Annotated in this window: 24 protein-coding genes; 12 read left to right on the forward strand and 12 right to left on the reverse strand. The window is 72.2% G+C overall.

Annotation, left to right across the window (positions count from 1 at the left end):
* Positions 1–203: 203 nt before the first annotated feature.
* From KUM39_RS21555 to galU, 5 genes are all read right to left on the reverse strand, one after another.
* Entirely contained in the window at positions 204–827 is a 624-nt protein-coding gene (locus KUM39_RS21555) for a GNAT family N-acetyltransferase (RefSeq protein ID WP_217787415.1), read from the reverse strand.
* Complete coding sequence (locus KUM39_RS21560) at positions 824–1,360, reverse strand: MogA/MoaB family molybdenum cofactor biosynthesis protein (RefSeq protein WP_372455796.1); 537 nt, start codon at positions 1,358–1,360, stop codon at positions 824–826. Before KUM39_RS21560 ends, KUM39_RS21555 begins: the two co-directional genes overlap by 4 nt.
* On the reverse strand, positions 1,357–1,836 hold the full coding sequence (moaC, locus tag KUM39_RS21565; RefSeq protein WP_217787386.1) for a cyclic pyranopterin monophosphate synthase MoaC: 480 nt from the start codon (positions 1,834–1,836) through the stop codon (positions 1,357–1,359). Before moaC ends, KUM39_RS21560 begins: the two co-directional genes overlap by 4 nt.
* 151 nt (positions 1,837–1,987) lie before the next feature.
* Positions 1,988–3,307 carry a molybdotransferase-like divisome protein Glp gene (glp, locus tag KUM39_RS21570; protein ID WP_217787387.1) on the reverse strand — a complete coding sequence of 440 codons (1,320 nt, stop codon included), beginning with the start codon at positions 3,305–3,307 and terminating at the stop codon, positions 1,988–1,990.
* 5 nt (positions 3,308–3,312) lie between these two features.
* Positions 3,313–4,215 (reverse strand): UTP--glucose-1-phosphate uridylyltransferase GalU, encoded by a 903-nt coding sequence (galU, locus tag KUM39_RS21575; protein WP_217787388.1) that lies wholly within the window; start codon positions 4,213–4,215, stop codon positions 3,313–3,315.
* Positions 4,216–4,308: 93 nt separating this feature from the next.
* Between galU and KUM39_RS21580 the strand changes: the two genes are divergently transcribed.
* Positions 4,309–4,929 (forward strand): 5-formyltetrahydrofolate cyclo-ligase, encoded by a 621-nt coding sequence (locus tag KUM39_RS21580; RefSeq protein WP_308288196.1) that lies wholly within the window; start codon positions 4,309–4,311, stop codon positions 4,927–4,929.
* Between the two features lie 140 nt (positions 4,930–5,069).
* Here the strand turns inward: KUM39_RS21580 and KUM39_RS21585 are convergent, their stop codons facing one another.
* Positions 5,070–7,943, reverse strand: a complete 2,874-nt coding sequence (locus KUM39_RS21585; protein ID WP_217787390.1) for a penicillin acylase family protein — start codon at positions 7,941–7,943, stop codon at positions 5,070–5,072.
* 245 nt (positions 7,944–8,188) lie between these two features.
* On the opposite strand from KUM39_RS21585, the gene KUM39_RS21590 reads away from it, so the two are divergent.
* The 6 genes from KUM39_RS21590 to KUM39_RS21615 all read left to right on the forward strand — a co-directional run bounded on the left by KUM39_RS21590 (position 8,189) and on the right by KUM39_RS21615 (position 14,473).
* Positions 8,189–9,751 carry a potassium/proton antiporter gene (locus KUM39_RS21590; protein ID WP_217787391.1) on the forward strand — a complete coding sequence of 521 codons (1,563 nt, stop codon included), beginning with the start codon at positions 8,189–8,191 and terminating at the stop codon, positions 9,749–9,751.
* 450 nt (positions 9,752–10,201) lie between these two features.
* Positions 10,202–11,500: an MFS transporter gene (locus KUM39_RS21595; RefSeq protein ID WP_217787392.1), complete on the forward strand. Its 1,299-nt coding sequence runs from the start codon at positions 10,202–10,204 to the stop codon at positions 11,498–11,500.
* Between the two features lie 67 nt (positions 11,501–11,567).
* Positions 11,568–11,927: an FmdB family zinc ribbon protein gene (locus KUM39_RS21600; protein WP_217787393.1), complete on the forward strand. Its 360-nt coding sequence runs from the start codon at positions 11,568–11,570 to the stop codon at positions 11,925–11,927.
* Positions 11,928–12,080: 153 nt separating this feature from the next.
* A complete protein-coding gene (locus KUM39_RS21605; RefSeq protein ID WP_217787394.1) occupies positions 12,081–12,929 on the forward strand; it encodes an S-methyl-5'-thioadenosine phosphorylase in 849 nt (282 codons plus the stop codon).
* A gap of 272 nt (positions 12,930–13,201) precedes the next feature.
* Complete coding sequence (locus tag KUM39_RS21610; RefSeq protein ID WP_246620521.1) at positions 13,202–13,816, forward strand: hypothetical protein; 615 nt, start codon at positions 13,202–13,204, stop codon at positions 13,814–13,816.
* A 138-nt stretch (positions 13,817–13,954) separates the two neighbouring features.
* The gene (locus KUM39_RS21615; protein WP_217787395.1) at positions 13,955–14,473 is read left to right on the forward strand and encodes an MscL family protein; all 519 of its coding nucleotides are present in this window, start codon (positions 13,955–13,957) and stop codon (positions 14,471–14,473) included.
* Positions 14,474–14,576: 103 nt separating this feature from the next.
* Here KUM39_RS21615 and KUM39_RS21620 read toward each other — a convergent pair whose 3' ends face one another.
* Positions 14,577–14,756, reverse strand: coding sequence for a hypothetical protein (locus KUM39_RS21620; protein ID WP_217787396.1), 180 nt, complete (start codon positions 14,754–14,756; stop codon positions 14,577–14,579).
* A gap of 64 nt (positions 14,757–14,820) precedes the next feature.
* On the opposite strand from KUM39_RS21620, the gene KUM39_RS21625 reads away from it, so the two are divergent.
* From KUM39_RS21625 to KUM39_RS21635, 3 genes are all read left to right on the forward strand, one after another.
* Positions 14,821–15,843 (forward strand): P1 family peptidase, encoded by a 1,023-nt coding sequence (locus KUM39_RS21625; protein WP_217787397.1) that lies wholly within the window; start codon positions 14,821–14,823, stop codon positions 15,841–15,843.
* 236 nt (positions 15,844–16,079) lie between these two features.
* Positions 16,080–17,303 carry a L,D-transpeptidase gene (locus KUM39_RS21630; protein ID WP_308288197.1) on the forward strand — a complete coding sequence of 408 codons (1,224 nt, stop codon included), beginning with the start codon at positions 16,080–16,082 and terminating at the stop codon, positions 17,301–17,303.
* 158 nt (positions 17,304–17,461) lie between these two features.
* Positions 17,462–18,208, forward strand: a complete 747-nt coding sequence (locus tag KUM39_RS21635; RefSeq protein ID WP_217787398.1) for a DUF6227 family protein — start codon at positions 17,462–17,464, stop codon at positions 18,206–18,208.
* A gap of 35 nt (positions 18,209–18,243) precedes the next feature.
* Here the strand turns inward: KUM39_RS21635 and KUM39_RS21640 are convergent, their stop codons facing one another.
* The 3 genes from KUM39_RS21640 to KUM39_RS21650 all read right to left on the reverse strand — a co-directional run bounded on the left by KUM39_RS21640 (position 18,244) and on the right by KUM39_RS21650 (position 20,678).
* Complete coding sequence (locus KUM39_RS21640) at positions 18,244–18,498, reverse strand: hypothetical protein (RefSeq protein WP_217787399.1); 255 nt, start codon at positions 18,496–18,498, stop codon at positions 18,244–18,246.
* 149 nt (positions 18,499–18,647) lie between these two features.
* Positions 18,648–19,403, reverse strand: a complete 756-nt coding sequence (locus KUM39_RS21645; RefSeq protein WP_246620522.1) for a TetR/AcrR family transcriptional regulator — start codon at positions 19,401–19,403, stop codon at positions 18,648–18,650.
* Between the two features lie 276 nt (positions 19,404–19,679).
* Entirely contained in the window at positions 19,680–20,678 is a 999-nt protein-coding gene (locus tag KUM39_RS21650) for a sigma-70 family RNA polymerase sigma factor (RefSeq protein WP_217787400.1), read from the reverse strand.
* Positions 20,679–20,871: 193 nt separating this feature from the next.
* On the opposite strand from KUM39_RS21650, the gene KUM39_RS21655 reads away from it, so the two are divergent.
* Positions 20,872–21,396: a GNAT family N-acetyltransferase gene (locus tag KUM39_RS21655; RefSeq protein WP_217787401.1), complete on the forward strand. Its 525-nt coding sequence runs from the start codon at positions 20,872–20,874 to the stop codon at positions 21,394–21,396.
* 82 nt (positions 21,397–21,478) lie between these two features.
* Here KUM39_RS21655 and KUM39_RS21660 read toward each other — a convergent pair whose 3' ends face one another.
* Positions 21,479–22,267 (reverse strand): dioxygenase family protein, encoded by a 789-nt coding sequence (locus KUM39_RS21660; protein WP_217787402.1) that lies wholly within the window; start codon positions 22,265–22,267, stop codon positions 21,479–21,481.
* A gap of 130 nt (positions 22,268–22,397) precedes the next feature.
* Between KUM39_RS21660 and KUM39_RS21665 the strand changes: the two genes are divergently transcribed.
* Entirely contained in the window at positions 22,398–22,904 is a 507-nt protein-coding gene (locus KUM39_RS21665; protein WP_217787403.1) for a MarR family winged helix-turn-helix transcriptional regulator, read from the forward strand.
* A 39-nt stretch (positions 22,905–22,943) separates the two neighbouring features.
* On the opposite strand, the gene KUM39_RS21670 is transcribed toward KUM39_RS21665, so the two are convergent.
* Positions 22,944–24,488: an MFS transporter gene (locus KUM39_RS21670; protein ID WP_217787404.1), complete on the reverse strand. Its 1,545-nt coding sequence runs from the start codon at positions 24,486–24,488 to the stop codon at positions 22,944–22,946.
* Positions 24,489–24,558 lie beyond the last annotated feature (70 nt).

Genomic DNA, 24,558 nt, shown 5'->3' on the forward strand with positions numbered 1-24,558 from the left:
GCCAATTGGGCCGGTGTGTCGCACGATCCGGCTGATATTTCCAGCTTTTTTTGCGACCGGTGCGATCACCGGACCGCCTACGGATCATGGAAGACGGTGAATCAACCGCAATTGAGCGGTCATTCATCCATCTTATTCGAACACTTATTCAATTTACGGGTGACGGGCGGGAGTTGGGAGGCTGTGCTACGGCGAAACACGCCCTACCGCGAGCGGAGCGCCCGGGTGCGGTGCCAGCGGGAGAGGAGACCGTCGGGGGTCTCCTCGGCGGTGAGCGCGTAGACGAGATGGTCGCGCCAGGCGCCGTCGATGTGCAGATAGCGCGGGCGCAGCCCCTCCTCGCGGAATCCGAGTTTCTCCACCACGCGCCGACTGGGCCGGTTCTCGGGACGGATGCACACCTCGACCCGGTGCAGTCCGACCGCGCGGAAACAGTGGTCCACCGCCAGCGCCACGGCGGTCGGCATCACCCCGCGCCCGGCGACCTCCTGGTCCACCCAGTAGCCGACGTGCCCGGAGCACATGGAGCCCCAGGTGATCCCGGCGACCGTCAACTGCCCGGCCAGGCGCCCCTGGTACTCGATGACGAAGGGCAGCATGCGGCCCGCGTTCGCCTCGGAGCGCAGGTGGCGGACCATCTGCCGGTAGGTGGGGCGGTGCACGATCGGACCGGCGGGGGTGGGCGGCGGGACGGTCGCCTCCCAGGGGCGCAGCCAGTCCCGGTTGCGCCGGTTGACCTCGCGCCACTCGCGCTGGTCGCGCAGCTTTATCGGCCGCAGTACGACGTCTCCGTCGCTCAGCACCACGGGCCAGGCGGGGCTGTTCAGCTCGCACCCCCGGTGCCGGTCCCCGGCCCGTCGCCGTCCCCGGTGCCGGAGGCCGGGTGGTCGCCGCCGCGCAGCTGGTCCACGGCGTGCCGCAGCAGCGGCCGGAGCACGGCGAGGCCGTCCTTCACCCCGCCGGTGGAGCCGGGCAGGTTGACGATCAGCGTGCGGCCCGCGACCCCGGCGAGGCCGCGGGAGAGCGCGGCGGTCGGCACCGTGTCGCGGCCGTACGCGCGGATCGCCTCGGCGATGCCGGGCACCTCGTGGTCGAGGACCGCGCGGGTCGCCTCGGGGGTGCGGTCGGTGGGTGAGACGCCGGTGCCGCCGGTGGTGAGGACCACGTCGTACCCGGCGGCGACGGCGGCGCGGAGTTCGGCCCCGACGGGGTCGCCGTCCGGCACCACGCGCGGCCCGTCCACGGCGAACCCCAGTTCCGCCAGCCCGTCGGCCAGCAGGGGCCCGCCCCGGTCGGCGTAGACCCCGGCGGCGGCCCGGTTGGAGGCGGTGACCACCAGCGCCCGGTACGGCGCGCTCACGGCCGGTTCCAGTCGCCGGACTTGCCGCCGGTCTTCTCCTCGACGCGTACGCCGGTGATGACGGCGCCCTTGTCCACGGCCTTCACCATGTCGATCACGGTGAGCGCGGCGACGGTGACCGCCGTCAGCGCCTCCATTTCGACGCCCGTACGGTCGGTGGTGCGCACGGTGGCGGTGATCTCCACGGCGTCGTCCGCGACGGCCAGGTCCAGGGTGACCCCGGACAGCGCCAGCGGATGGCAGAGCGGGATCAGGTCGGGGGTGCGTTTGGCGCCCATGATTCCGGCGATGCGCGCGGTGGCGAGGGCGTCGCCCTTGGGCATCCCCTCGCCGCGCAGCAGCTCGACCACGCGCGGCGAGACCAGGACCCGGCCGCTCGCGCGTGCGGTGCGGGCGGTCACGTCCTTCCCGGAAACATCGACCATCCGGGCCGCGCCCGCGTCGTCGAGGTGTGTCAGTCGGTCCTGCGTACTCATGCCGTGTGCCGCTCCCGGTCCCGGCCCGGCGCGGTGCTGTCGCGCGGGCCTGCTGTGCGCGACACGGTACCGCCAAGCCGCGGCGGCCTCCGGGGCGGCCGGTCCCCCACGGCACCCGCCCGGCCCAGCGGGACGGGTGCGGCCGTCCCGCTCAGCCGAGCAGGACGACCTCGACCTCGTCGCCCGGCTCCAGCGACTCGGTGTCCTCGGGTACGACGATCAGCGCGTCGGCGCGGGCCAGCGCGGCGATCAGATGGGAGCCGCTGCCGCCGACGGGGGCGACCTCGCCGCCGGTGCGCAGCGCGCGCAGGAACTGACGGCGCCCCCGGGGCGAGCCGATGGCCTTCTCCGTACGCAGTACGGCCCGGACGCGCGGCCGGTGCACCTCGTCCAGGCCCATCAGGGCGCGGATCGCGGGCCGGACGAACAGCTCGAAGGAGATGTACGACGACACCGGGTTGCCGGGCAGGGCGAGCAGCGGGGTGTGGTCGGGGCCGACGGAGCCGAAGCCCTGCGGCTTGCCGGGCTGCATGGCGAGCTTGCGGAAGTCCACCCCGGCGCCCGGCTCGTCCTCGTCGGAGACGTGGGCCAGCGCTTCCTTGACCACGTCGTAGGCGCCGACGCTGACCCCGCCGGAGGTCACCACCAGGTCGGCGCGGACCAGTTGGTCCTCGATGGTGGCGCGCAGGGTGTCGGCGTCGTCGGCGACGGCGCCCACCCGGTAGGCGAGGGCGCCCGCGTCACGGGCGGCGGCGGTGAGGGCGAAGCTGTTGGAGTCGTGGATCTGGCCCTCGCGCAACTCCTCGCCGGGCTGGACGAGTTCGCTGCCGGTGGAGACGACGACCACGCGCGGGCGGGGGCGGACCCGGACGGTGCCCCGGCCGATCGCGGCGAGCAGCGCGATCTGCGGCGGCCCGAGCACGGTCCCGGACTCCAGGGCCAGGTCACCGGCCTTGACGTCGCTGCCGCGCGCCCGCACATGGGCGCGGGCCTCGGCGGAGCGGTGGACGCGGACGTGTCCGGTGGCGCCCTCGGGTGCGCTGCTGCGCGGGGGCATGGTGGCGACGGGTCCGCCGCCCAGTCCGCCGTCGGTCCACTCCACCGGGACGACGGCCTCGGCGCCGGGCGGCAGCGGGGCGCCGGTCATGATCCGGGCGGCCTGGCCGGGGCCGACGCGGACCGGGGAGGCGGCGCCAGCGGCGATGTCCCCGATCACGTCGAGGACGGCCGGGAACTCCTCGCTCGCGCCCGCCACGTCCGCGACCCGGACCGCGTAGCCGTCCATCGAGCTGTTGTCGAAGGGCGGCAGCGACAGCGGGACCGTCACGTCCTCGACCAGGACACAGCCCTGGGCGTCGAGCAGTTGCAGTTCGATCGGGTCGAGCGGGCGGACGGTGGTGAGGATGTCGTCCAAGTGCTCGTCCACGGACCACAGGCGGTCCGGGCCCGAGCCGGGCGCGGCGGTGTCCAACGTTGCTACATCTCCTCGGCTACGTAACTGCGGAGCCAGGTCCGGAAGTCGGGGCCCAGGTCCTCACGTTCGCACGCGAGCCGGACGATGGCACGCAGGTAGTCGCCGCGGTCGCCGGTGTCGTAGCGGCGGCCGCGGAAGACCACGCCGTGCACCGGGCCGCCGGTCTTCTCGTCCTGTGCCATCTGCTGGAGGGCGTCGGTGAGCTGGATCTCGCCGCCGCGGCCGGGCTCGGTGCGGCGCAGGATGCCGAAGACGGCCGGGTCGAGGACGTAGCGGCCGATGACGGCGTAGTGGGAGGGGGCGTCGGCCGGTTCGGGCTTCTCCACCAGGCCGGTGACGCGGACCACGTCGGAGTCGCCGGTGGCCTCGACGGCCGCGCAGCCGTAGAGGTGGATCTGCTCGGGGGCGACCTCCATGAGCGCGATGACGCTGCCGCCGTGCTGCTCCTGGACCTCGATCATGCGCTGGAGCAGGGGGTCGCGGGGGTCGATCAGGTCGTCGCCGAGGAGGACCGCGAACGGCTCGTGGCCGACGTGCGGGGCGGCGCACAGCACGGCGTGGCCGAGGCCCCTGGGGTCGCCCTGGCGGACGTAGTGCATGGTGGCGAGGTCGCTCGACTCCTGCACCTTGGCGAGGCGGCGCTCGTCGCCCTTCTTCAGGAGGGCGGACTCCAGCTCGTAGTTGCGGTCGAAGTGGTCCTCCAGCGGGCGCTTGTTGCGTCCGGTGATCATGAGCACGTCGTCGAGCCCCGCCGACACGGCCTCCTCGACCACGTACTGGATCGCGGGCTTGTCCACGACCGGCAGCATCTCCTTGGGAGTGGCCTTGGTGGCCGGGAGGAACCGGGTACCGAGGCCCGCCGCCGGAATGACAGCCTTGCTGATCCTGGGGTGCGACTGAGTCATGCCGGACACCTTAACCGGTGCCTTCGAGTGGATTTGCGGCTCGGGTGGTTCGATCCTCGTACGAGCACATCACGAGGAACACGAGGGCGGGCTGTGGAGCGGCAGGCGGGTTCGGCGGAGCCGGGCAAGAGAGCGGCAAGGCGGGCATTTCTCCAGGTCAGAGCGGCGATGACCGAGGAGGCGGTACGGGTCGCCGGAGCGGCGCTGGCGGCCCGCGCACGGGATCTGCCGGAGCTGGCGGGGGCGCGCACGGTGGCCGCGTACGTCTCCGTGGGGCGCGAACCGGAGACGCGCGCCCTCCTGGACGCGCTGCGCGCGCGGGGCGTACGCGTGCTGCTGCCGGTGCTGCTGCCCGACGACGATCTGGACTGGGGGGCGTACGAGGGTCCGGGCTCGCTGGCGGAGGTACGGCACGGGGGGCGGATGACGCTGGCGGAGCCCGCCGGGGAGCGGCTGGGACCGGACGCGGTGACGGCGGCGGACGCGGTGCTGCTGCCGGGTCTCGCGGTGGACGCGCGCGGCATCCGGCTGGGACGCGGCGGCGGCAGCTACGACCGGGTGCTGGCCCGGCTGGAGCGGGCGGGGGCCGGTCCGGCGCTGGTGGTGCTGCTGTACGACGGTGAGGTGGTCGAGCGGGTTCCGGCGGAGCCGCACGACCGGCCGGTGCGGGCGGCGGTGACGCCGTCGGGGGTGCACCGGTTTCCCGGTGCGTGAACGGTGTCCCGGAGGGTGAACTTTCCCTGAACTTTCCCGGAGGGTGAGAAGGCACCGGTGCGAAAAGCACCGGCCCCCCGCGCGGACGGAGGGGCCGGTGCCGTGTGTGCCGGAGTCTTCCGGGAACTCCCGGGGACGCGTCAGGGTTTCAGCGTCAGGGTGTCCTTGGTGCTGCCGTCCACCGCCCTGCCGGAGAAGGACCAGGGCAGCAGCTCGCCCTTGGCCCACTTCTCCGTCTGGTCGGTGTAGTGCGCGCTGTAGGCGTGCCCGGAGGCGCCGGTGAGGTTGATCCACCTGGACTTGTCGAGGTCGGCCAGGTTGACCACCATCCGCATCGACGGCACCCAGACGACGCCGTAGCCCCCGGCCGCGTTCCAGCCGGTCGCGTCCACGGTGGCCTCGCCGCCGCCGATCTTCCAGGGGCCCCGGTTCAGGGCGTACTGGACGAGGGACGGGCCGCCGGTGCCGAGGGTCTGGTTCTTCAGGAACAGGCGGTGCAGGCGGCCCCAGTTCCAGGTGTCGATGTCCTTGCCGAGCTTGGCGGTCAGCTCCCAGCGGGCGTCCGTCATGGCACGCGCGAACAGCTGGTCGCGGTTCTCGGCCTTGGGGCGGGTGCCGGAGGCGGGCGTCTTCCACCAGTCGCTGTCCGGCTTGGCGTTCAGCGTGCGGACGACCTCGAACCAGCGGTCGCCGCCGTCCGGCTGCGCCTGGTCGGCGTCGCGCTCACCGCACTCGCGGACCTTGGTGTCGTCGTCCAGCGGGCCGGTGGAGTCCGCCTTGTCCACCCACAGGCACTGACCCTTGACCCGCAGCTCCTTGGGCAGCTTGTTGCCGAAGGCCAGCTTGAGGATGTTCCGCCAGACCGCGTTGAAGTACGCGGCGGCGGCCGAGTCGGCGTCCTGGGTGTAGTCCCAGCCCTCCAGCAGCTTCTGCGCCTGACGGACCGACGTGTCCTTGACGTCGATCTTCAGCAGCTCGGGCACCAGCAGCTTGGCGATCTCACTGCTGTTGTCGAGCTGCATCTGCCGCATGTCGTCGGTGGAGACCTTGCCACCGTTCTTGATCTTGGACTCGATCAGATCGGTGATCCGCTGACTGCGCGCGCCGTAGCCCCAGTCGGTGGTGAGGGTGTACGGGTACTTCTTCGGGTCGATCACGGCCTGGTTGGCGGTGACGATGTACCCGCGCTTCGGGTTGTACTCGTACGGCAGCGCGTCCTGCGGAATGAAGCCCGTCCAGCGGTACTTGGGGTCCCAGCCGGGCACCGGCACCGAACCGTCGTCGCCCGCGGAGCGCGTCGGGATCTTCCCCGGCAGGGTGTAGCCGATGTTGTCCTTGGTGTCGGCGTAGACCAGGTTCTGCGACGGCACGTCGAACTTGGCGGCGGCGGCGCGGAACTCGCTCCAGTCGGACGCCTTGTCCAGCGCGAAGACGGAGTCCATCGTCGTGCCGGGGTCGAGCGCGGTCCAGCGCAGCGCGATGCCGTAGCCGTCACCCCGGTCGGGGGCCGCGGTGTTCACGGTGGCCCGGCGGCCGACCTTGACCAGCTCATCGTCCCGGTCGGAGAGCAGCGGCATGCCGTCGGCGGTCTGCCGGACCACGATCCGCTTGGACGCGCCCCCGGCCACGTTGATCGTCTCGACGCGGGTCCGGAACGGGCGGACCTTGCCGTCGTACAGATAGCCGTCGCCGGTCAGCTTCTCCAGGTAGAGGTCGGTGACGTCCACCCCGGAGTTGGTCAGGCCCCACGCGATGTCGGCGTTGTGGCCGATGATCACACCGGGCATTCCGGCGAAGGTGTACCCGGTCACGTCGTACGGGCAGGCCGCGGAGACCGTGGTGCAGTGCAGGCCCATCTGGTACCAGACGGACGGCAGCGAGGGCGAGAGGTGCGGGTCGTTGGCCAGCAGTGGCTTGCCGGTGATGGTGTTCTTCCCCGCCACCACCCAGGAGTTGGAGCCGATGCCCTGGCCGTTCACCCCGACGGCGGGGGGCAGGTCGGCCAGCGAGTCGGAGAGGCCCTGGAGCTGGCCGGTGAGACCGGAGCCCGAGGAGGTGCCCGAGGAGCCGGTGGAGCCGGTCGTACCCGAGGAGCCGGTGGAGCCGGTCGTATCCGTGGAGCCGGTCGTACCGGTCCCGCCCTCGGTGCCCGTGCTCCCCGTGCCGCCCGGCACGCCCCCGGTCGTACCGGTCGTCCCGCCCGTGCCCGTGCCGCTCGTCCCGTCGCCCTGCTGGAACGCCTTGGTCAGGGCGTTGTACTCGCCCTCCTGCACGATCGGCTTGTTTCGGCTGTACGGGTACGGCGGGTACAGGTCCTGGATCTGCTGCGGGCCGAGGCGGCTGGTCATCAGGGCGCGGTCGATCTCGTCCTGCATGTTGGCGCGCAGGTCCCAGGCCATCGCCTTCAGCCAGGCCACGGAGTCGATCGGGGTCCAGGTGGCCGGCTTGTAGTCGTTGGTGAAGCCCAGAGCCGCGTACTCCAGGGAGATGTCCTTGCCGTCCTTGCCCTTGAGGTAGGCGTTGACACCCTTGGAGTAGGCCTGGAGGTACTTCTTGGTGCTCGCCGACAGCTTGGTGTCGTACTCCTGCTTGGCGACCCGGTCCCAGCCGAGGGTGCGCAGGAACTCGTCGTTCTTGACCTGGCTCTTGCCGAACATCTCCGACAGGCGCCCGGAGGTCAGATGGCGGCGCACGTCCATCTCGTAGAACCGGTCCTGCGCCTGGACGTACCCCTGGGCCATGAACAGGTCGGCGTCGGAGGCTGCGTAGATCTGCGGGATGCCGTTGGCGTCGCGCTTCACCTGGACCGGGCCTGACAGCCCGTCGAGTTCTATGGTGCCGCTGGTCTGCGGGAACGAGGCGCGCACGGTGCTGATCGACCAGTACGCCCCGTAGGCGACGCCGCCGACCAGGGCCAGTACCACGACCAGCGCGAGGAGGCGGACCTTGCGGCCCTTCTTCCTGCCGGACTTCCCGGTCTTGTCACCCGTCGTGGCAGTGGTGTTGGGGGGCATCGCTGTCCTTGCTGTCCTCACGCGAGCGGCAGACCGTGCTGTGACTTTGAATGAGCGCTGGAGCAACCATAGGCGCAGGGCCCCGGAGCACTTGACGCGGAGTCGGGATCAGGCGCGCACGAGCGTTCGATCCCCCCTCCGGGAGCGTCAAGAAAACGTCAAGAGTTAGGTAAGGTAACGAAGTAACTCGGGTGCGCCGACGCCCCGGTGCCGGATTCGTACCGTATGTGTGCCGTCCGGCCCGTATGCACGTGCGCCGCCCCGTCCGCGCCGCCCGCGCGGGCCGAGGAAGGGAACCGCCGCTGACTGTCCACCACCTCAACCAGCTCCTGCTCATCTGCTCCGTCGTCCTGCTGGTCGCCGTCGCGGCGGTCCGCATCTCCTCGCGCAGTGGGCTCCCCAGCCTGCTCGTGTATCTGGGGATCGGTGTGCTCCTGGGCCAGGACGGCCTGGGGGACATCAAGTTCGACAACGCCGAACTGACCCAGGTCATCGGGTACGCGGCCCTGGTGGTGATCCTGGCCGAGGGCGGTCTGGGCACGAAGTGGAAGGAGGTCCGGCCCGTCCTGGGCGCGGCCTCCGTGCTGGCGCTGGTGGGGGTCGCGGTCAGCGTCGGAGTCACGGCGGCGGGCGCGCACTATCTGGTCGGCCTGGAGTGGCGGCAGGCGCTGATCGTGGGCGCGGTGGTCTCCTCGACGGACGCGGCGGCGGTCTTCTCCGTCCTGCGCCGCATCCCGCTGCCCGCGCGGGTGACGGGCACCCTGGAGGCGGAGTCCGGGTTCAACGACGCCCCGGTGGTCATCCTGGTCGTCGCGTTCTCCACGGCCGGTCCGATCGAGCACTGGTACGTGCTGCTCGGGGAGATCCTGCTGGAGCTGGCGATCGGCGCCGCGATGGGGCTCGCGGTCGGCTGGTTCGGCTCGTGGGGGCTGCGGCACGTGGCGCTGCCCGCCTCCGGTCTCTATCCGATCGCCGTGCTGGCCATCGCGGTCACCGCCTACGCGGCCGGTTCGCTGGCGCACGGCAGCGGGTTCCTCGCCGTCTATCTGGCCGCGATGATCCTCGGCAACGCGAAACTCCCGCACTGGCCGGCCACCCGGGGCTTCGCGGAGGGGCTGGGCTGGATCGCGCAGATCGGCATGTTCGTGCTGCTCGGCCTGCTGGTCACCCCGCACGAGATGGGCGACGACGTGGGTCCGGCGCTGCTCATCGGACTGGTGCTGACGATGGTGGCCCGGCCGCTGAGCGTGGTGCTGAGCCTCGCGCCGTTCCGGGTGCCCTGGGCCGAGCAGACCCTGATGTCCTGGGCGGGGCTGCGCGGCGCCGTGCCCATCATCCTGGCGACCATCCCGATGGTGAACGGGGTCACGGGCAGCCGCTCCATCTTCAACATCGTCTTCGTGCTGGTCGTCTTCTACACCCTGGTCCAGGGGCCGACACTGCCGTGGCTCGCCCGCGTACTCCGGCTCGGGGAGCAGGGCGAGGCGTCCGACCTGGGCATCGAGTCGGCGCCGCTGGAGCGGCTGCGCGGGCATCTGCTGTCGGTCGCGGTGCCGGAGGGGTCGCGGATGCACGGCGTCGAGGTGGGCGAGCTGCGGCTGCCGCCGGGTGCCGCCGTCACGCTCGTCGTCCGCGACGCCAAGTCCTTCGTGCCGACGCCCACGACCGTGCTCCGACACGGGGACGAACTGCTGGTCGTGGCCACCGATCCGGTGCGGGACGCGGCGGAACGGCGCCTGCACGCGGTCGCGCGGGGCGGCAAGCTGGCGGACTGGCTGGGGACGGGCGGGAACAGCGGGCGGGGCTGAGCTTCGCGGCTTCGGGGGGTGCCGGGTCTCCTGCCGGGTGTCGTCGGGTCTCCCGGGGGGCGGGTCTCCGGGGAGCAGGTCTCCTGTGGGTGCCGGGTCTCCGGGGGTTTCGGGTCGTACGGCGCCGGGGCGGCCGGGGTTTCCGGGGGGTGTACGACGGGGGGAGTGCGGCGCCGGGGACGGCCGAGCCTGTGCGGCTCGGGGCGGCCGTGGCGCCCGTATCGGAGGCCGGGGCCCTCGTGGTGCTGGTTTTCACAGGAGCGGGGGCTAGATCGGCCTGTAGGATCAAGGCACCCTGATCGAACCAACTCCGCCTGACGCAGAGCTGGCGCGACCGTATGGCGGCCGGGCGGCCCGTTCCGAGGCCCCGGTATCTACCGCATCCGCGCAAGAGGACGGCTCTCGGCACGCCCACGGGCGGCGCTACCAGGCGGCGGAAAGGCACGGGCCGTGGCATCCACGGTCACCTCGAAGCCGGCCGCACACGCACCGGCGACCCCGTCCAGGCCGGGATACGGCCCACTGCTGCGCACGCGCGGCGCCTGGACGTTCCTGCTCCCCGGCTTCGCCGCACGGCAGCCGTTCGCCATGCTCACCCTCTCCATCGTGCTGCTGGTCCAGCACACCACCGGTTCCTACGGCGCCGCCGGAGCGGCGGCGGCCGTCACCGGTGTCTCGATGGCCCTGTTCGCGCCGTACGGCGGGCGGCTCGCGGACCGGTACGGCCAGCGCGCGGTGCTGCTGCCGGGCGTGCTGGTGCACGGCGCTGCCGGTCTGACGCTGACCGCGCTCGCGCTGGCGCACGCGCCCCTGTGGGCGCTGTTCCTGGCCGCCGTCCCGACCGGCGCCTCGGTGCCGCAGGTCGGCCCGATGGTCCGGGCCCGCTGGGGCGTACGGCTCCAGGGCTCGCCGCTGATGACGACCGCCGCCGCCCTCGAATCGGTCACCGACGAGCTGACCTTCGTCGTCGGACCCCTGCTGGCGACCGCGCTGTGCACGGCCGTCACCCCGTCTGCCGGGTTGATCGCGGAGGCCGCGCTGACCCTGGTCGGCGGCCTGTTGTTCGCGGCGCAGAAGAAGACGCAGCCCGAGGTCACCGCGGCCGTCGGCACCGAGCGGGTCCAACAGGCGTCCGCCCTGCGGGTGCCGGGCGTCCGGGTGCTCGCGGTGGCGTTCCTCGGGATCGGCGCCGTCTTCGGCGGTATGCAGGTCTCGCTCGCCGCGTTCTCCCAGTCCATCGGGGAGCCCGGCCTGAACGGCGTGCTGTACGGCGTCTTCGCTGCGGGCAACATGCTCTCCGGTGTGGTCTGCGGCGCCGTCGCCTGGAAGACCGCCCCGCAGCGCCGCCTGGCGGTCGGCTACACCGGCCTCGCGCTGGCCTCCTCCGTACTGTGGACATCGCACTCGGTGCTGCCGCTGGCGGGGATCGGGCTGCTGGTCGGCATGTGCATCGCGCCGTCCCTGATCACCGGCTACACGCTGGTCGAGGGTCTGGTCCCGGCGGGCGCCCGCACCGAGGCGTTCACCTGGCTGACCGGCGCGGTCGCGCTGGGGCAGGCGGCGGCCGTCACGGTCGCCGGGCAACTGGAGGACCGGCTGTGGCAGGGCGCCGGGTTCCTGGTGCCGATGGCGGGGACCGTCCTGGCGCTCGGCACCCTGCTGGCGCTGCGTTCGCGGCTCGTCGCACCGCCGCACGGGCGTACGGTGGCGCGTGGCGTCGGTCACCGCGTGCCGGTCACGGTGGACTGATCCCCGGGAATACGTCACTATGGACCCTCGTTAGCACTCATCGAGTGAGAGTGCCAGGAGGAAGACAGTGCCGACCTACCAGTACCAGTGCACCGAGTGCGGCGAGGGCCTTGAGGCGGTGCAGAAGTTCACCGACGACGCCCTGACCGAGTGCCCCCAGTGCGGTGGCCGCCTGAAGAAGGTGTTCTCCGCCGTCGGCATCGTCTTCAAGGGTTCCGGCTTCTACCGCAACGACTCGCGCGGTTCGTCGTCGAGCAGCAGCCCGGCGGGCAAGCCGTCCGGCTCGTCGTCGTCCACGTCGTCCTCGTCGTCCGAGTCGAAGTCCTCTTCGGGCTCGTCGTCGGCCTCGGCCTCTTCGACTTCGTCTTCGTCGTCGTCGGACTCGAAGTCGTCCTCCTCCTCGGGCTCCAAAACCTCCGCGGCCTGAGTCACGGTTTTCCCACCGGCCCCGCCGTCCTCGTGACGGCGGGGCCGGTGGTGTGCGCGGGAGCGGACGCGGTGCGCGGGCGGACCGGCGAGGGGCTCCGGCGAGGGGCGGGTGTACGGGGGCGTTCGCGGGACGCGTTCTAGGGTGCTGCCCATGACAAATGACGCGAACGCGCACGCGGAGATCGGCGTGATCGGCGGCTCGGGCTTCTACTCCTTCCTGGAGGACGTGACCGAGGTCCGGATCGACACCCCCTACGGACAGCCCAGCGACTCCCTCTTCCTCGGTGAGATCGCCGGGCGCCGGGTCGCCTTCCTGCCCCGGCACGGCCGCGGCCACCATCTGCCGCCGCACCGCATCAACTACCGCGCCAACCTGTGGGCGCTGCGCTCGGTCGGCGTCCGCCAGGTGCTCGGCCCGTGCGCGGTGGGCGGACTCCGCCCGGAGTACGGCCCCGGCACGCTGCTGGTCCCGGACCAGTTCGTGGACCGTACGAAGTCCCGCGAGCAGAGCTACTTCGACGGGCTGCCGCTGCCCGACGGCACCGTCCCGAACGTGGTGCACGTGTCGCTCGCCGACCCGTACTGCCCGACCGGCCGGGACGCCGCGCTGAAGGCGGCGCGCGGGCGTGAGTGGGACGCGGTGGACGGCGGCACGCTGGTCGTGGTCGAGGGGCCGCGCTTCTCCACCCGCGCCGAATCGCTGTGGCACCGGGCGCAGGGCTGGTCCGTGGTCGGCATGACCGGTCACCCCGAGGCCGCGCTCGCCCGTGAACTGGAGCTCTGCTACACCTCGTTGACCCTGGTCACCGATCTGGACGCGGGCGCCGAGACCGGTGAGGGCGTCTCCCACGAGGAGGTGTTGCGCGTCTTCGCCGCGAACGTGGACCGGCTGCGGGACGTCCTGTTCGACGCGGTCGCCGCGCTGCCGGGGAACGAGGAGCGGACGTGCCTGTGCGTGGGGGCGCTGGGCGGGGCGGAGACGGGGTTCGCACTGCCGTAGGGGCGCGGGGGTCGCGGGGAGAACAGGTGGCGCAGCGGGGCGGGGAGAACTGGTGGCGCACCGGGCGCGGGGAGAACTGGTGGCGCACCGGGCTCAGCGGGCGTAGGAGGCCCAGGGGGCTCGGGAAGCGGCCTTCGGGCGGGGCGGAACTCCTCGTTCGGGTGACCGAGTTGTCCACAGCTGTGGGGTGGTCCACCGGTCGGAGCGGGTTTTCCGGTGGACGCGCACGCTGGCATCGCAAGCCGAACTCCTCGCAGCAGGCGGTGATCCAGATGCGCGACCTGACCCCGACCCGACCGTCCTGGGCAACTCCTCTTCCTCCCGAGCCGTACGACCGTCACGACCGGAACGACCGTCACGACGGGAACGACCTGTACGAGCCGTACGGTCCGCCGGGTGCCGATGTGCCCGAGCCGCGGGAGGTGCCGTCGTTCCCGCCGGTGCGGGTGCCGGGCGGGCGGTACCGGTGGCCGGGAGCGCGGTGGCGCGGGCGGGTGGTGGCGGCCGGGCTCGCGGTGACGGCCGCCGCGCTGGTGGCGGCGGGACCGGACGGCGGGGCGGCGGCCCGCCCGGCGCACGGCGCGGCCCCGGTACGGGCACCCGTGCCGGTGGCGGAGACGGTCACCGCACCGGTGCGGATCGCGGACGCGGCGACGGTCCGGCTGCTGCGCCCCGGTGACCGTGTTGACGTGATCGCGGCCGGAGATCCGGCGTCCGGCGGGGCCGCGAGAGTCCTGGTGCGCGGGGTGCGGGTGACGCGCGTGCCCGAGTCCGCCGGGGGCTCCGGCGACGCCGGCGCCCTGGTCATGCTGGCCGTGCCGCGCTCCCGAGCGGCCGGACTGGTCGGCGCGGGCGCCTCCGCACGGCTGGCGGTGACCCTGTGCTGAACGTCATGCGGCGGTGTCCCGCCGCCACGCCGTCAAGGGCCACGATCGGGGTACGGGATTGGACACACCGGCCGCACTCTGGCGTAGGTTGCGGAGCGTTCAGTTCCACCCCCTGGGCGTACGAGGAGATTCTCCGACGTGAGCGAGAAGAACGGGTCGGGCATCCTGGCGGGCTTCAAGGCCTTCCTGATGCGCGGCAACGTCGTCGATCTGGCGGTCGCGGTCGTCATCGGTGCCGCGTTCACGAACATCGTGAACTCGGTCGTGAAGGGCGTCATCAACCCGATCATCGGCTCGATCGGGACGCAGAACCTGGACGGGTACTACGTCTGTCTCAAGCACCCCTGCACCGTGGGCTCGGACGGGGCGGTGAAGAAGGGCGTGCCGCTGATGTGGGGCACGGTGGCGGGCTCCGCCCTCCAGTTCCTGATCACGGCGGCGGTCGTCTACTTCCTGATGGTGTTGCCGATGTCGAAGTACCTGGCGCGGATGGAGGCCCGCCGCAAGGCGCGCGAGGGCACCAAGGACGTCATCGAGGTGACCGAACTGGCGGTGCTCCAGGAGATCCGCGACGCGCTCGTGGCGCAGCGCACCGGCGAGCACGACCAGCGCACCCCCCGCCAGGCGGGTCCCTCGGACCCCAACAAGCTGGTCTGACCCGGCACCTGCGGGAGGGACGGCCGGTCCGGAACGCGGCGCGGGCGGCTCGGACGCGGTGGTCGGCCCAGATGTGGTGGCCGACTCGGCTGCGGTGGTCGGCTCAGATGTGGTGGGGCGGCTTCTCGTCGAGGAAGCGCTTCAGGTCGGCGGCCGAGCTGTCGCCGGTCGGCCGGTCGCCCCACCCGCGATCGGTGTCGTCGGAGGACTGCTGGTCCAGCGGGTCGTCGAAGACGAGCGCGGGCTTCGGATCGCGCGGCCGGGGTTCGGGGGCGGTGCTCATGCCTCCAGGGTACGGCCGCCCTCCGGGCCCCGGTGCGGTCGCGGGGGTGGGTGAGACTGGGTCCATGACGGTTGACGCGCTGACGGATGTGGCCGGGCTGCGGGTGGGCCACGCGGCCCGCACCGAGGAGGGCGCCCTCACCGGGACCACGGTCGTGCTGGCCCCCGAGGGCGGTGCCGTGGCCGCCGTGGACGTACGCGGCGGCGGACCCGGCACCAAGGAGACCGACGCCCTGGACCCGCGCAACGTGGTCGAGCGCGTCGAGGCGATCGTGCTGACCGGCGGCAGCGCCTACGGCCTGGACGCGGCCTCGGGCGTGATGGCCTGGCTGGAGGAACAGGGGCGCGGGGTGCGGGTCGGCCCCGACCCGGCGCACGTGGTGCCCGTGGTCCCGGCGGCCTGTGTCTTCGATCTGGGCCGGGGCGGCGACTTCCGGATACGACCCGACGCGGCGACCGGACGCGCGGCGGTCGAGGCGGCAGCGGCGAGCGGGCCGGGCGCACCGGTGGCCGAGGGCTGCGTGGGCGCCGGGACGGGCAGCGTCGCCGGGGTCCTCAAGGGCGGGGTGGGCACCGCGAGCGTCGTGCTCGCCTCCGGGGTGACCGTGGCGGCCCTGGTGGTGGTGAACGCCGCCGGTTCGGTGCTGAACCCCGAGACGGGCGTGCTGTACGGGGAGTTGTTCCAGGGCGGCCGGGCCAGGTACCCGGAGCCCGCGGTGCGGGAGGCGGCCCGTGTCCGGCTGGCGGAGGCCGAGGCCCGCCACCGGGTACCGCCGCTGAACACCACGCTCGCGGTGGTCGGCACCGACGCGGACCTCACCAAGGCCCAGGCGCAGAAGCTGGCCGGGACCGCCCACGACGGTATCGCCCGCGCCGTCCGCCCCGTGCATCTGCTCCACGACGGGGACACGGTGTTCGCCCTGGCCACCAGTGCCCGTGGGGCGGCGGACGGCACGCCCGCCCTCAACGACGTGCTGGCGGCGGGCGCCGACATGGTGACGCGGGCCATAGTCCGCGCGGTGCGTGCCGCGACCCCGGTCAGTGGGCCGGGCGGCGCGTGGCCGTCGTACCGGGAGCTGTACGGGTAGCGCTCCAAGGGCGCCAAGGGCCGTGCGGGGAAATGCTGTTGGCCGGTGCGGGCGTCTTCGCGGGGGCCGTGCGGGGTGGTTCGGGGGTGGTGCGTGACGGGGGTGTGCTCGGCATGTCCCGGTTCTGTCACGTGGTCGTCCTCACGGTGAGCGGAGGGAACCTCACCGGCTGTCCGGCACCTCTTTCCCGGCGGACTGGAACGCACCACGCACACCACTCGAACTGGGAGCAGCCCGTGACAAGGCCGGACATCACAACGCGGCGCGCACTGGCGGCCGGTGCCGCCCTGGTGATCGGCGCCCTGACCCTGACGGCCTGCGGCGGGAACGCCAACGCCTCGGACGCCACCGGCAAGGACGGCAAGGGCGGCTCGCCGAAGACCTCGACGGCGAGGATCGCCATCTCGGCGAAGGACGGCTCGACCGGCGCGTCCATCAACGCGACCGGGGTGAAGGTCAGCGACGGCAGGCTGACCGACGTGAGGATGACGGTGGCCGGTTCGGGGCAGGCGGTGCGCGGGGCGATATCCGCGAACGGCAGTGTGTGGAAACCGGCGGAGCAGTTGGAGCGCGGCACCAAGTACCAGATATCCGCGACCGCGAAGGACGGCCGGGGCCGCACGGCGGCGGCCAACTCCATCTTCACCACGGTCACCACGGCCGACAGCTTCATCGGCACCTACACCCCCGACGGGGGCAGCACGGTCGGCGTGGGCATGCCGGTGTCGTTCACCTTCGACAAGGCGATCACCGACCGCAAGGACGTGCAGGCGCACATCACGGTCGTCTCCAGCAGCGGGCAGCGGGTGGTCGGCCACTGGTTCGGCGACCAGCGGCTGGACTTCCGGCCCGAGGCGTACTGGAAGGCCGGTTCCAAGGTCACGATGAAGATCGACCTGGACGGTGTGCAAGGGGCGAACGGCGTCTACGGGGTGCAGAAGAAGACGGTGACGTTCACGGTCGGCCGCTCCCAGGTCTCCACGGTGGACGCCGGGACGCAGATGATGACGGTGGTCCGGGACGGCAAGGTGCTGCGCCGGGTGCCGATCTCCACGGGCAGCCCCCAGCACACCACGTACAACGGGCAGATGGTGATCTCCGAGAAGTTCGTCCACACCCGGATGAACGGCTCCACCGTCGGCTTCGGCGGGGAGTACGACATCCCGGACGTGCCGCACGCGATGCGGCTGACGGCGTCGGGGACGTTCATCCACGGCAACTACTGGTACAGCCCGAGCAATCCGCCCTTCGGGCACGCGGGCACCAGCCACGGCTGCATCGGCATGGCCGACGTGCAGGGCGCGAACGGCGACACCCCGGCCAAGTGGTTCTACGACAACTCCCTCGTCGGTGACGTGGTGATCGTGAAGAACTCCCCCGACACCACCGTCTCCCCGGACAACGGGCTGAACGGATGGAACATGCCGTGGAGCGAGTGGACCGCCGGAAGCGCCGTCTGAGCAAGGGTTTCCGGTGGACACCGGGGCCGCGCGGGAACCACTCGCGCGGCCCGCGCGTTTTCCCGTACGACGTTTTCCCGGATCCCGGGACACGACGCCCGACCGAGGGGCTACGGTATGCACCCACGAGGTGACATGCAGCGACGCCGGGAGAGACCTTGAGCGTTCCGTACGGGACGGCTGAGCACGATCCAGCCGAGTCGCCCGAGTCTCCGGAGGAGCATCTGGCGCGACTTCTCGGCCGCGCCCTGAACTCCTTCGAGCTGCCCGACGAGGTGTTACGGCGGCTCGACTGCGCGCTGGCGCAGGACAGTTCGCTGCACTCCGCCCACCACAGCGCGGGCCTGCACCGCGAGACATACCGGCACACCTGGCTGCTCCCGGACGGCTCGGCGCCGACCCTGTGGGAGCTGGTCCACAACACCGCGCCGAACGGCGACCGGCAGCACGAGGTGTACGCCGACGAGGAGGAACTCCACGCGGCCACCGCCCGGTTGGCACTGCCCCTGGAGACCCCCGACTTCGAACTCACCGCCCTGGCCCGGCTCGCCGCGCTCCCCGAGCCCCGGCACGAGTACACGGCGGACGACTCCCCGGACCACGCGCGCCGACTGCTGCGCCGTGCGGAGAACCCCGACCGTCCGGGCGCGGAGACGGCGGCCCTGCTGGCGACGGCGGCCGGGCACCAGATCACCCGCGCGTTCGGAAGCTCCGGCCGGGGCGGGCGCCCGGGCACCGGATTCGCGCTGTACGAGCACGCGTTCCTGCTCGCGGACGACCGTGAGATGTCCCTGTGGGAGGTCGAGCACACGGCGACGCCGGACGGCCGTCACATGTGCGAGGTCTACCCGACGGAGCGGGCGGCGCGCGACGCCATCGAACGGCGCGCGGCGAGCCAGGCGTAGCCCGTCCGGCGGCGCGGCCGAGACCCCCCGTGCCCTCAGCGGTGGTTGAGGCGGCGGATCAGACCGGCGAAGGCGTCCTGTTCGGCCGGGGTCAGTTCGACCACCTCGTGCGCGGGACCGGACTGCGGCTGGTGCGGGAAGGCGGCCAGCACGGCGGCGGCACGCGCCTCGGCGGTGGCGTCCGCACGGGAGCGGCGCAGCAGGCGGACCACGACGACGGCCCAGGCGAGCCCCGCCGCGGTGAGGACGGCGGCGCCGACGAGCTGGAGGGTCGAAGCGTGCTCAGGCATGCCACCAAGTGAACACCAGGGAACGGCACTTTGGCCCCGGACCGTGACGTATCTCGCAGGTGCCGTGAACTACTCACAGCACGCTTACGCGGGCAAACGGCACACCGCCGGAGGCCGCCCCGCACGTGCCCGGGACGCCCCGCTCCGGTCTACCCACGCCCCGCCCAGTCGAAGCCGTCCAGCGCCGCCAGATTGCGCAGCGCGAGAGCGGCGGGACCGTCGGCGGCGTGCGGGGCCGCACCGCCCGCCCAGGACTCCACGGCCACCCGCACCGCCGACCCCGCGACGGCCGCGGCGAACCGCAGATGCGGGGTGACGGACGGCGGCGCCCAGGAGACTCCGGGGGAAACGTTGTCATCCCCCGCACCGGACACCCCCACCCCGGGCATCCCCGCACCGGACACCCCCTCGGCGCCCTCCCCCGCCCCCTCACCGCGCGCCCCCGCCGCCAACCGCTCCGCCAGGGCCTCCGCCAGCGCCTCCTCCGAGGTCTGGCACACCTCGGCCCACACCTTCCGCAGTGCGGGGCTCTCCCCGCCGACCTGGATGAGGGCCCGCACCCACTCCCAGGAGGCCGCCGAGATCCCGATGCCGGGGACGAGGGTGTGCCGAACGGCGTGCCGCAGGGCCTCGGCGACGGTGAGATGGGCCGGGGCCACCCGGACGGCCTCGGTCCAGCGCTGGGCACCGGCCGCGTAGAGGGGCGCGACGGCCTCCTCCTTGGTGGCGAAGTACCGGTAGAAGGTGCGGGGTGCGACACCGGCCGCCCGCGCGACGTCCTCGGCACGGGTGGCCCGCAGGCCCTGGCGCACGAAGAGGGCGGCTGCGGCGCGGGCGATCTCCATCCGGGTCTCCGCCTTGCGGCGCTCGGTGAGGGACGGCGGCGCGGGGTGGGAGGTGCTCATCCCGGCAGGTTATGCCGGTGTGGCACAATCTGCCATTCGGCGGGCCACCCCGGAGTTCAGGTACGGGGTGCCCCGCCTCCTCCCGGACACCCGCCCACTCTTTTCCCGGACAGGGGAAACCGGGCCCGGCCGTTCCCGGACAAGGGAAACCGGGCCCCGGCGCCAGGGGGGGGTTAGGCGCCGAAGCCCGGTTCTGGGAGGTTCCGACACCGGGGGGGGTGGGCGTCGGAACGTGGTCTGTGGGCGGTCAACTCGCGGCCGCCGCAGGTGAGTCGGTCAGGCCGCCGCGTCGAACCCGGTGTCGCGGGCGAGCTTCTTCAGTTCGAGCAGGGCGTGCTTCTCGATCTGCCGGATGCGCTCGCGGGTGAGACCGTGCTCCTTGCCGACCTCGGTCAGCGTACGCTCACGGCCGTCCTCGATGCCGTAGCGCATCTTGATGATGGAGGCCGTGCGCTGGTCCAGGCGGCCGATCAGGTCGTCCAGTTCCTCGCTGCGCAGCAGGGTCAGCACGGACTGCTCGGGGGAGACGGCGGAGGTGTCCTCCAGCAGGTCCCCGAACTGGGTCTCGCCCTCGTCGTCCACCGACATGTTCAGCGAGACCGGGTCACGCGCCCAGTCGAGCACGTCGATGACACGCTCCGGGTTGCTGCCCAGCTCGGCGGCGATCTCGGCGGGCTCCGGGTCGCGGCCGTTCTCCCGGTTGAACTCGCGCTGCACCCGGCGGATACGGCCCAGCTCCTCCACGAGGTGGACGGGCAGCCGGATCGTGCGGGACTGGTCGGCGATGGACCGGGTGATGGCCTGGCGAATCCACCAGGTCGCGTACGTCGAGAACTTGAAGCCCTTGCGGTAGTCGAACTTCTCCACCGCGCGCACCAGACCGGCGTTGCCCTCCTGGATCAGGTCGAGGAGGGGCAGGCCGCTGCGCGGGTAGCGCCGGGCCACGGCCACGACCAGCCGGAGGTTGGAGCGGATGAAGACGTCCTTGGCCCGCTCGGACGCGTCCACCAGGGCCTGGAGTTCCTCGCGGGAGGCGTCGGCGGCGGTCCGCTCACCGCCGTCGAGGACCTGTTGCGCGAAGACACCCGCCTCGATGGTCTGGGACAGCTCGACCTCCTTCGCGGCGTCGAGCAGCGGTGTGCGTGCTATCTCGTCCAGATACATGCCGACAAGGTCGCGGTCCGCGATCTCGCCTCCACGGGCGCGAACACTGCTTGCCGAGTCGGCCGTCTCGCCGGTGGCGGACTGACGACGGGCGACGGCACGGGTTGCCATGCGTGCTCCCTTGCGATGGTGGGCTGGCGGGTGGTCCTGACGAACGCGAGGCCCTCCGGGACTGTCTCCGGACTCTCCTCGGGTGCCCTGCATCCGTGGGAAACAACGACTGGAATCCGGACAGAATTCCCAACCCTTCCCGCTATTTTTCTGATCATGCAGTACCCTGTCGGCCGCACAAGGAGGTGCGCTGGTGTTCGGATCACAAGAGGTGCAGGTCAGGCCGGGGACCGAGGCGGATCTCGGCGCCCTCACGGACCTCTACGGCCACTACGTACGTGAGACGGCCATCACCTTCGACATCGTGCCGCCGACTCCGGACGAGCGGCGGCCCTGGCTGCTCTCCCACCCGGAAGACGGCCCGCACCGCCTGTTGGTTGCCATCGCCCCGGATTCCCGCCGTGTCCTCGGTTACGCCACGTCCGGGCCCTTCCGCGCGAAGCCCGCGTACGCGCCCTCGGTGGAGACCTCGGTGTACGTCGCCCCGGACGCGGTCGGCGCCGGCGTCGGCACCCTGCTGTACGGCGCCCTCTTCACGGCGCTCGCGGGCGAGGACGTGCACCGGGCGTTCGCCGGGGTCGCGCTGCCGAACGCCGCGTCGGTCCGGCTGCACGCACGGTTCGGCTTCCGGCACATCGGCACGTTCCACGAGGTGGGCCGCAAGTTCGGCCGCTACTGGGACGTGGCCTGGTACGAGAAGGAGCTGGACGCCCGATGACGTACCCGCCCCGTACCGGCCGCACCACCGCCCACGCGTCCACGGGCCGCGCCCCCGGCGTCCGCACGCGCGGCCCCGGGACCTACCCGAACTGCACCGACCGCTTCGCCAGCCCCATCCAGAACCCGTCGATGACGGTGCGCTGCGCGTCCGGTTCCCCGGTGGCCCCGGCCGCGCCCATGCTGACGAAGAGCGGGGCGAAGTGTTCGGTGCGCGGGTGGGCGTAGCGGCCGGCCGGGGACGCGTGGAGGAAGTCGAGGAGGGCGTCCCAGTCGCGGTTCTCCAGCGCGCGGTGTCCCCAGTCGTCGAACTCGGCGGACCAGCCGGGCACCCCGCCACCGGTGTGCCGCAGCGCGGCGAGGTTGTGGGTGAAGAAGCCGGAGCCGACGATCAGCACCCCCTCGTCGCGCAGCGGGGCGAGGCGGCGCCCGAGGTCCATCAGGCGGACGGGGTCGAGGGTGGGCAGCGAGATCTGCAGGACGGGGATGTCGGCGTCCGGGTACATCTCGACGAGCGGGATGTACGCACCGTGGTCGAGCCCGCGCTCGGGCATGTCCTGGACCGGCATGCCGGGGGCGCGCAGCAGCTTGCGGACGGAGTCGGCGAGCGCCGGTGCGCCGGGGGCGTCGTAGCGGACCTGGTAATAGCGCTCCGGGAAGCCCCAGAAGTCGTGGTCGAGCGGGACGGTGGTCGTGGCGCCGAGGGCGAGCGGGGCCTCCTCCCAGTGGGCGGAGACCATGAGGACGGCCCTCGGGCGCGGGAGACCGGCGGACCAGGCGGCGAGCTGGCCGGGCCAGACGGGGTCGTCGGCGAGCGGCGGGGCGCCGTGGCCGAGATAGAGGACGGGCATGCGCTCCAGGGCGGCGGACATGACGGCGGCTCCCGTGATGGTCGGACCGGGGCCCGGACCGCGACCCCACATGCTTCAACTCTCAAGCACGTCGTCCAGCCTAGACCCCAATTGTTCAATGTTCAAGTAGATGCCTCATAGAGTGGGACACATGACTACGGCACCCGATCCCGGCCCGCACCGCTGGCTCAGCGACGAAGAACAGCGGGTGTGGCGTGCGTACCTGCATGCCACGACCCTGCTGGACGACCACCTGGACCGCCAGCTCCAGCGGGACGCCGGGATGCCGCACATCTACTACGGACTGCTGGTGCTGCTCGCCGAGGCGCCGGGCACCCGGCTGCGGATGACCGAGCTGGCCAAGCGCTCCAAGATCACCCGCTCCCGCCTCTCGCACGCCGTGTCCCGGCTGGAGAAGAACGGCTGGGTGCGCCGCGAGGACTGCCCCTCGGACCGGCGCGGCCAGCTCGCCGTGCTGACCGCCGAGGGCGCCGAGGTGCTGCGCGAGACCGCGCCCGGCCATGTGGACGCCGTACGCCAGGCGCTGTTCGACCGGCTGACCGCACGACAGCAGAAGGCCCTCGGCGAGATCATGACGATCGTCGCCGAGGGCCTTCAGCCCGATGAGGAGGGCGCGGACCTGCCCTGGCTCCGCTGAGCCCGCGAGGCGCTCAGCGGGACGGCCGGTGCCCGGCCGTCAGTGGGCGATCACCGGGATGGTGGCCTCGGCCCCGGCGCCCTCGCCGCTGCCCGAGGCCACCGGGGTGGAGCCCGGACGACCGCCGTTGACCAGCGTGAACGCGATCAGCGAGGCCAGCGCCAGGATGCCGACGGCGAACCACAGCGCCGAGGTGTAGCCGTGCACCATGCCCTGGAGCTGCACCAGCCGCTGCTGGGACTCGCCCGCGGCGGAGGCGATGTGCCCCTTGATGTACGACAGCTGCGCCGAGGCGGCGATGGTGTTCAGCAGCGCGGTGCCGATCGCGCCGCCGACCTGCTGCGAGGTGTTGACCATCGCGGACGCCACACCGGCGTCCCGCGGCTGCACACCCTGGGTGGCCAGCGACATGGCGGGCATGAACGCCGTACCCATGCCGAGACCGAGCAGCAGCATCGCGGGCAGCAGCAGGGTGGTGTACGACGAGTCCACCTTGAGCTGGGTCAGCAGCAGCATGCCGAGCGCGGCGAGCAGGAAGCCCGGACCCATCAGCAGGCGGGCCTGGACGCGGGTCATCAGACGGGCGCCGATCTGGGTGGAGCCGGTGATCATACCGGCCACCATCGGCAGGAACGCGAAGCCGGTCTTGACCGGGCTGAACCCCTGCACGACCTGGAGGTAGTAGGTCAGGAAGAGGAACAGACCGAACATGCCGATGATGGCGAGGCCGAGGGAGAGGTAGATACCGCCCCGGCTGCGGTTGGTGATGACGCGCAGCGGCAGCAGCGGCGCCTTCACCTTCGACTCGACCAGCACGAACGAGGCGAGCAGCACGGCCGCCGCGACGAACATGGAGATGGTCACCGCGTCGCCCCAGCCGTCGGACTCGGCGCGGGTGAAGCCGTAGACCAGCGAGACCAGGCCCAGGGTGGAGAGGATCACGCCGGGGATGTCGAGCGGGGAGCGGTTGCGTCCGACGCGCGGCTCACGGATGACCGTCCAGGCGCCGATCGCGGCCACGATGGCGAACGGGACGTTCACGAAGAAGGTCCAGCGCCAGTCCAGGTACTCGGTGAGGAACCCGCCGAGGATCAGGCCGACCGCGCCGCCGCCGCCCGCGATGGCGCCGTAGATGCCGAACGCCTTGGCGCGCTCCTTGGCGTCGGTGAACATCACGGCCAGCAGGGAGAGCGCGGCCGGGGCGAGCAGCGCGCCGAACACGCCCTGGAGGGCGCGGGCGCCGAACATCATCGTGCCGCTGGTGGCGCTGCCGCCGAGCGCGGAGGCCAGGGCGAAGCCGCCGAGGCCGAGCAGGAACGCGCGCTTGCGGCCCCACAGGTCCGCGATCCGGCCGCCGAACAGCAGCAGACCGCCGAAGGCGAGGGCGTACGCGGTGACCACCCACTGGCGGTCACCGTCGGATATGCCCAGGTCGTGCTGGGCGGAGGGCAGCGCGATGTTCACGATGGTCGCGTCGAGGACGACCATCAGCTGGGCGAGCGCGATGAAGACGAGCGCCTTCCAGCGGTTGGTGTCGCCGCTCGGTGCGGCGGCTCCGGTAGCCCTGAGGGCCGAGTCGGACATGGGGTACCCACTTCGGGACTTCGTGACGGAAAAAGGGGCGATAAAGGCGATAAAGCGAGGTACGGAGGGC

The organism is Streptomyces corallincola (genome assembly GCF_019104725.1).
GTDB lineage: Bacteria > Actinomycetota > Actinomycetes > Streptomycetales > Streptomycetaceae > Streptomyces > Streptomyces corallincola.

Coding starts and splice junctions, on each gene's coding strand:
- moaC (WP_217787386.1), bottom strand. CDS start 1,836: ATGAGTACGCAGGACCGACTGACACACCTCGACGACGCGGGCGCGGCC.
- galU (WP_217787388.1), bottom strand. CDS start 4,215: ATGACTCAGTCGCACCCCAGGATCAGCAAGGCTGTCATTCCGGCGGCG.
- KUM39_RS21585 (WP_217787390.1), bottom strand. CDS start 7,943: ATGCCCCCCAACACCACTGCCACGACGGGTGACAAGACCGGGAAGTCC.
- KUM39_RS21590 (WP_217787391.1), top strand. CDS start 8,189: ATGCACGTGCGCCGCCCCGTCCGCGCCGCCCGCGCGGGCCGAGGAAGG.
- KUM39_RS21605 (WP_217787394.1), top strand. CDS start 12,081: ATGACAAATGACGCGAACGCGCACGCGGAGATCGGCGTGATCGGCGGC.
- KUM39_RS21610 (WP_246620521.1), top strand. CDS start 13,202: ATGCGCGACCTGACCCCGACCCGACCGTCCTGGGCAACTCCTCTTCCT.
- KUM39_RS21620 (WP_217787396.1), bottom strand. CDS start 14,756: ATGAGCACCGCCCCCGAACCCCGGCCGCGCGATCCGAAGCCCGCGCTC.
- KUM39_RS21625 (WP_217787397.1), top strand. CDS start 14,821: ATGACGGTTGACGCGCTGACGGATGTGGCCGGGCTGCGGGTGGGCCAC.
- KUM39_RS21640 (WP_217787399.1), bottom strand. CDS start 18,498: ATGCCTGAGCACGCTTCGACCCTCCAGCTCGTCGGCGCCGCCGTCCTC.
- KUM39_RS21645 (WP_246620522.1), bottom strand. CDS start 19,403: ATGAGCACCTCCCACCCCGCGCCGCCGTCCCTCACCGAGCGCCGCAAG.
- KUM39_RS21650 (WP_217787400.1), bottom strand. CDS start 20,678: ATGGCAACCCGTGCCGTCGCCCGTCGTCAGTCCGCCACCGGCGAGACG.
- KUM39_RS21660 (WP_217787402.1), bottom strand. CDS start 22,267: ATGTCCGCCGCCCTGGAGCGCATGCCCGTCCTCTATCTCGGCCACGGC.
- KUM39_RS21665 (WP_217787403.1), top strand. CDS start 22,398: ATGACTACGGCACCCGATCCCGGCCCGCACCGCTGGCTCAGCGACGAA.
- KUM39_RS21670 (WP_217787404.1), bottom strand. CDS start 24,488: ATGTCCGACTCGGCCCTCAGGGCTACCGGAGCCGCCGCACCGAGCGGC.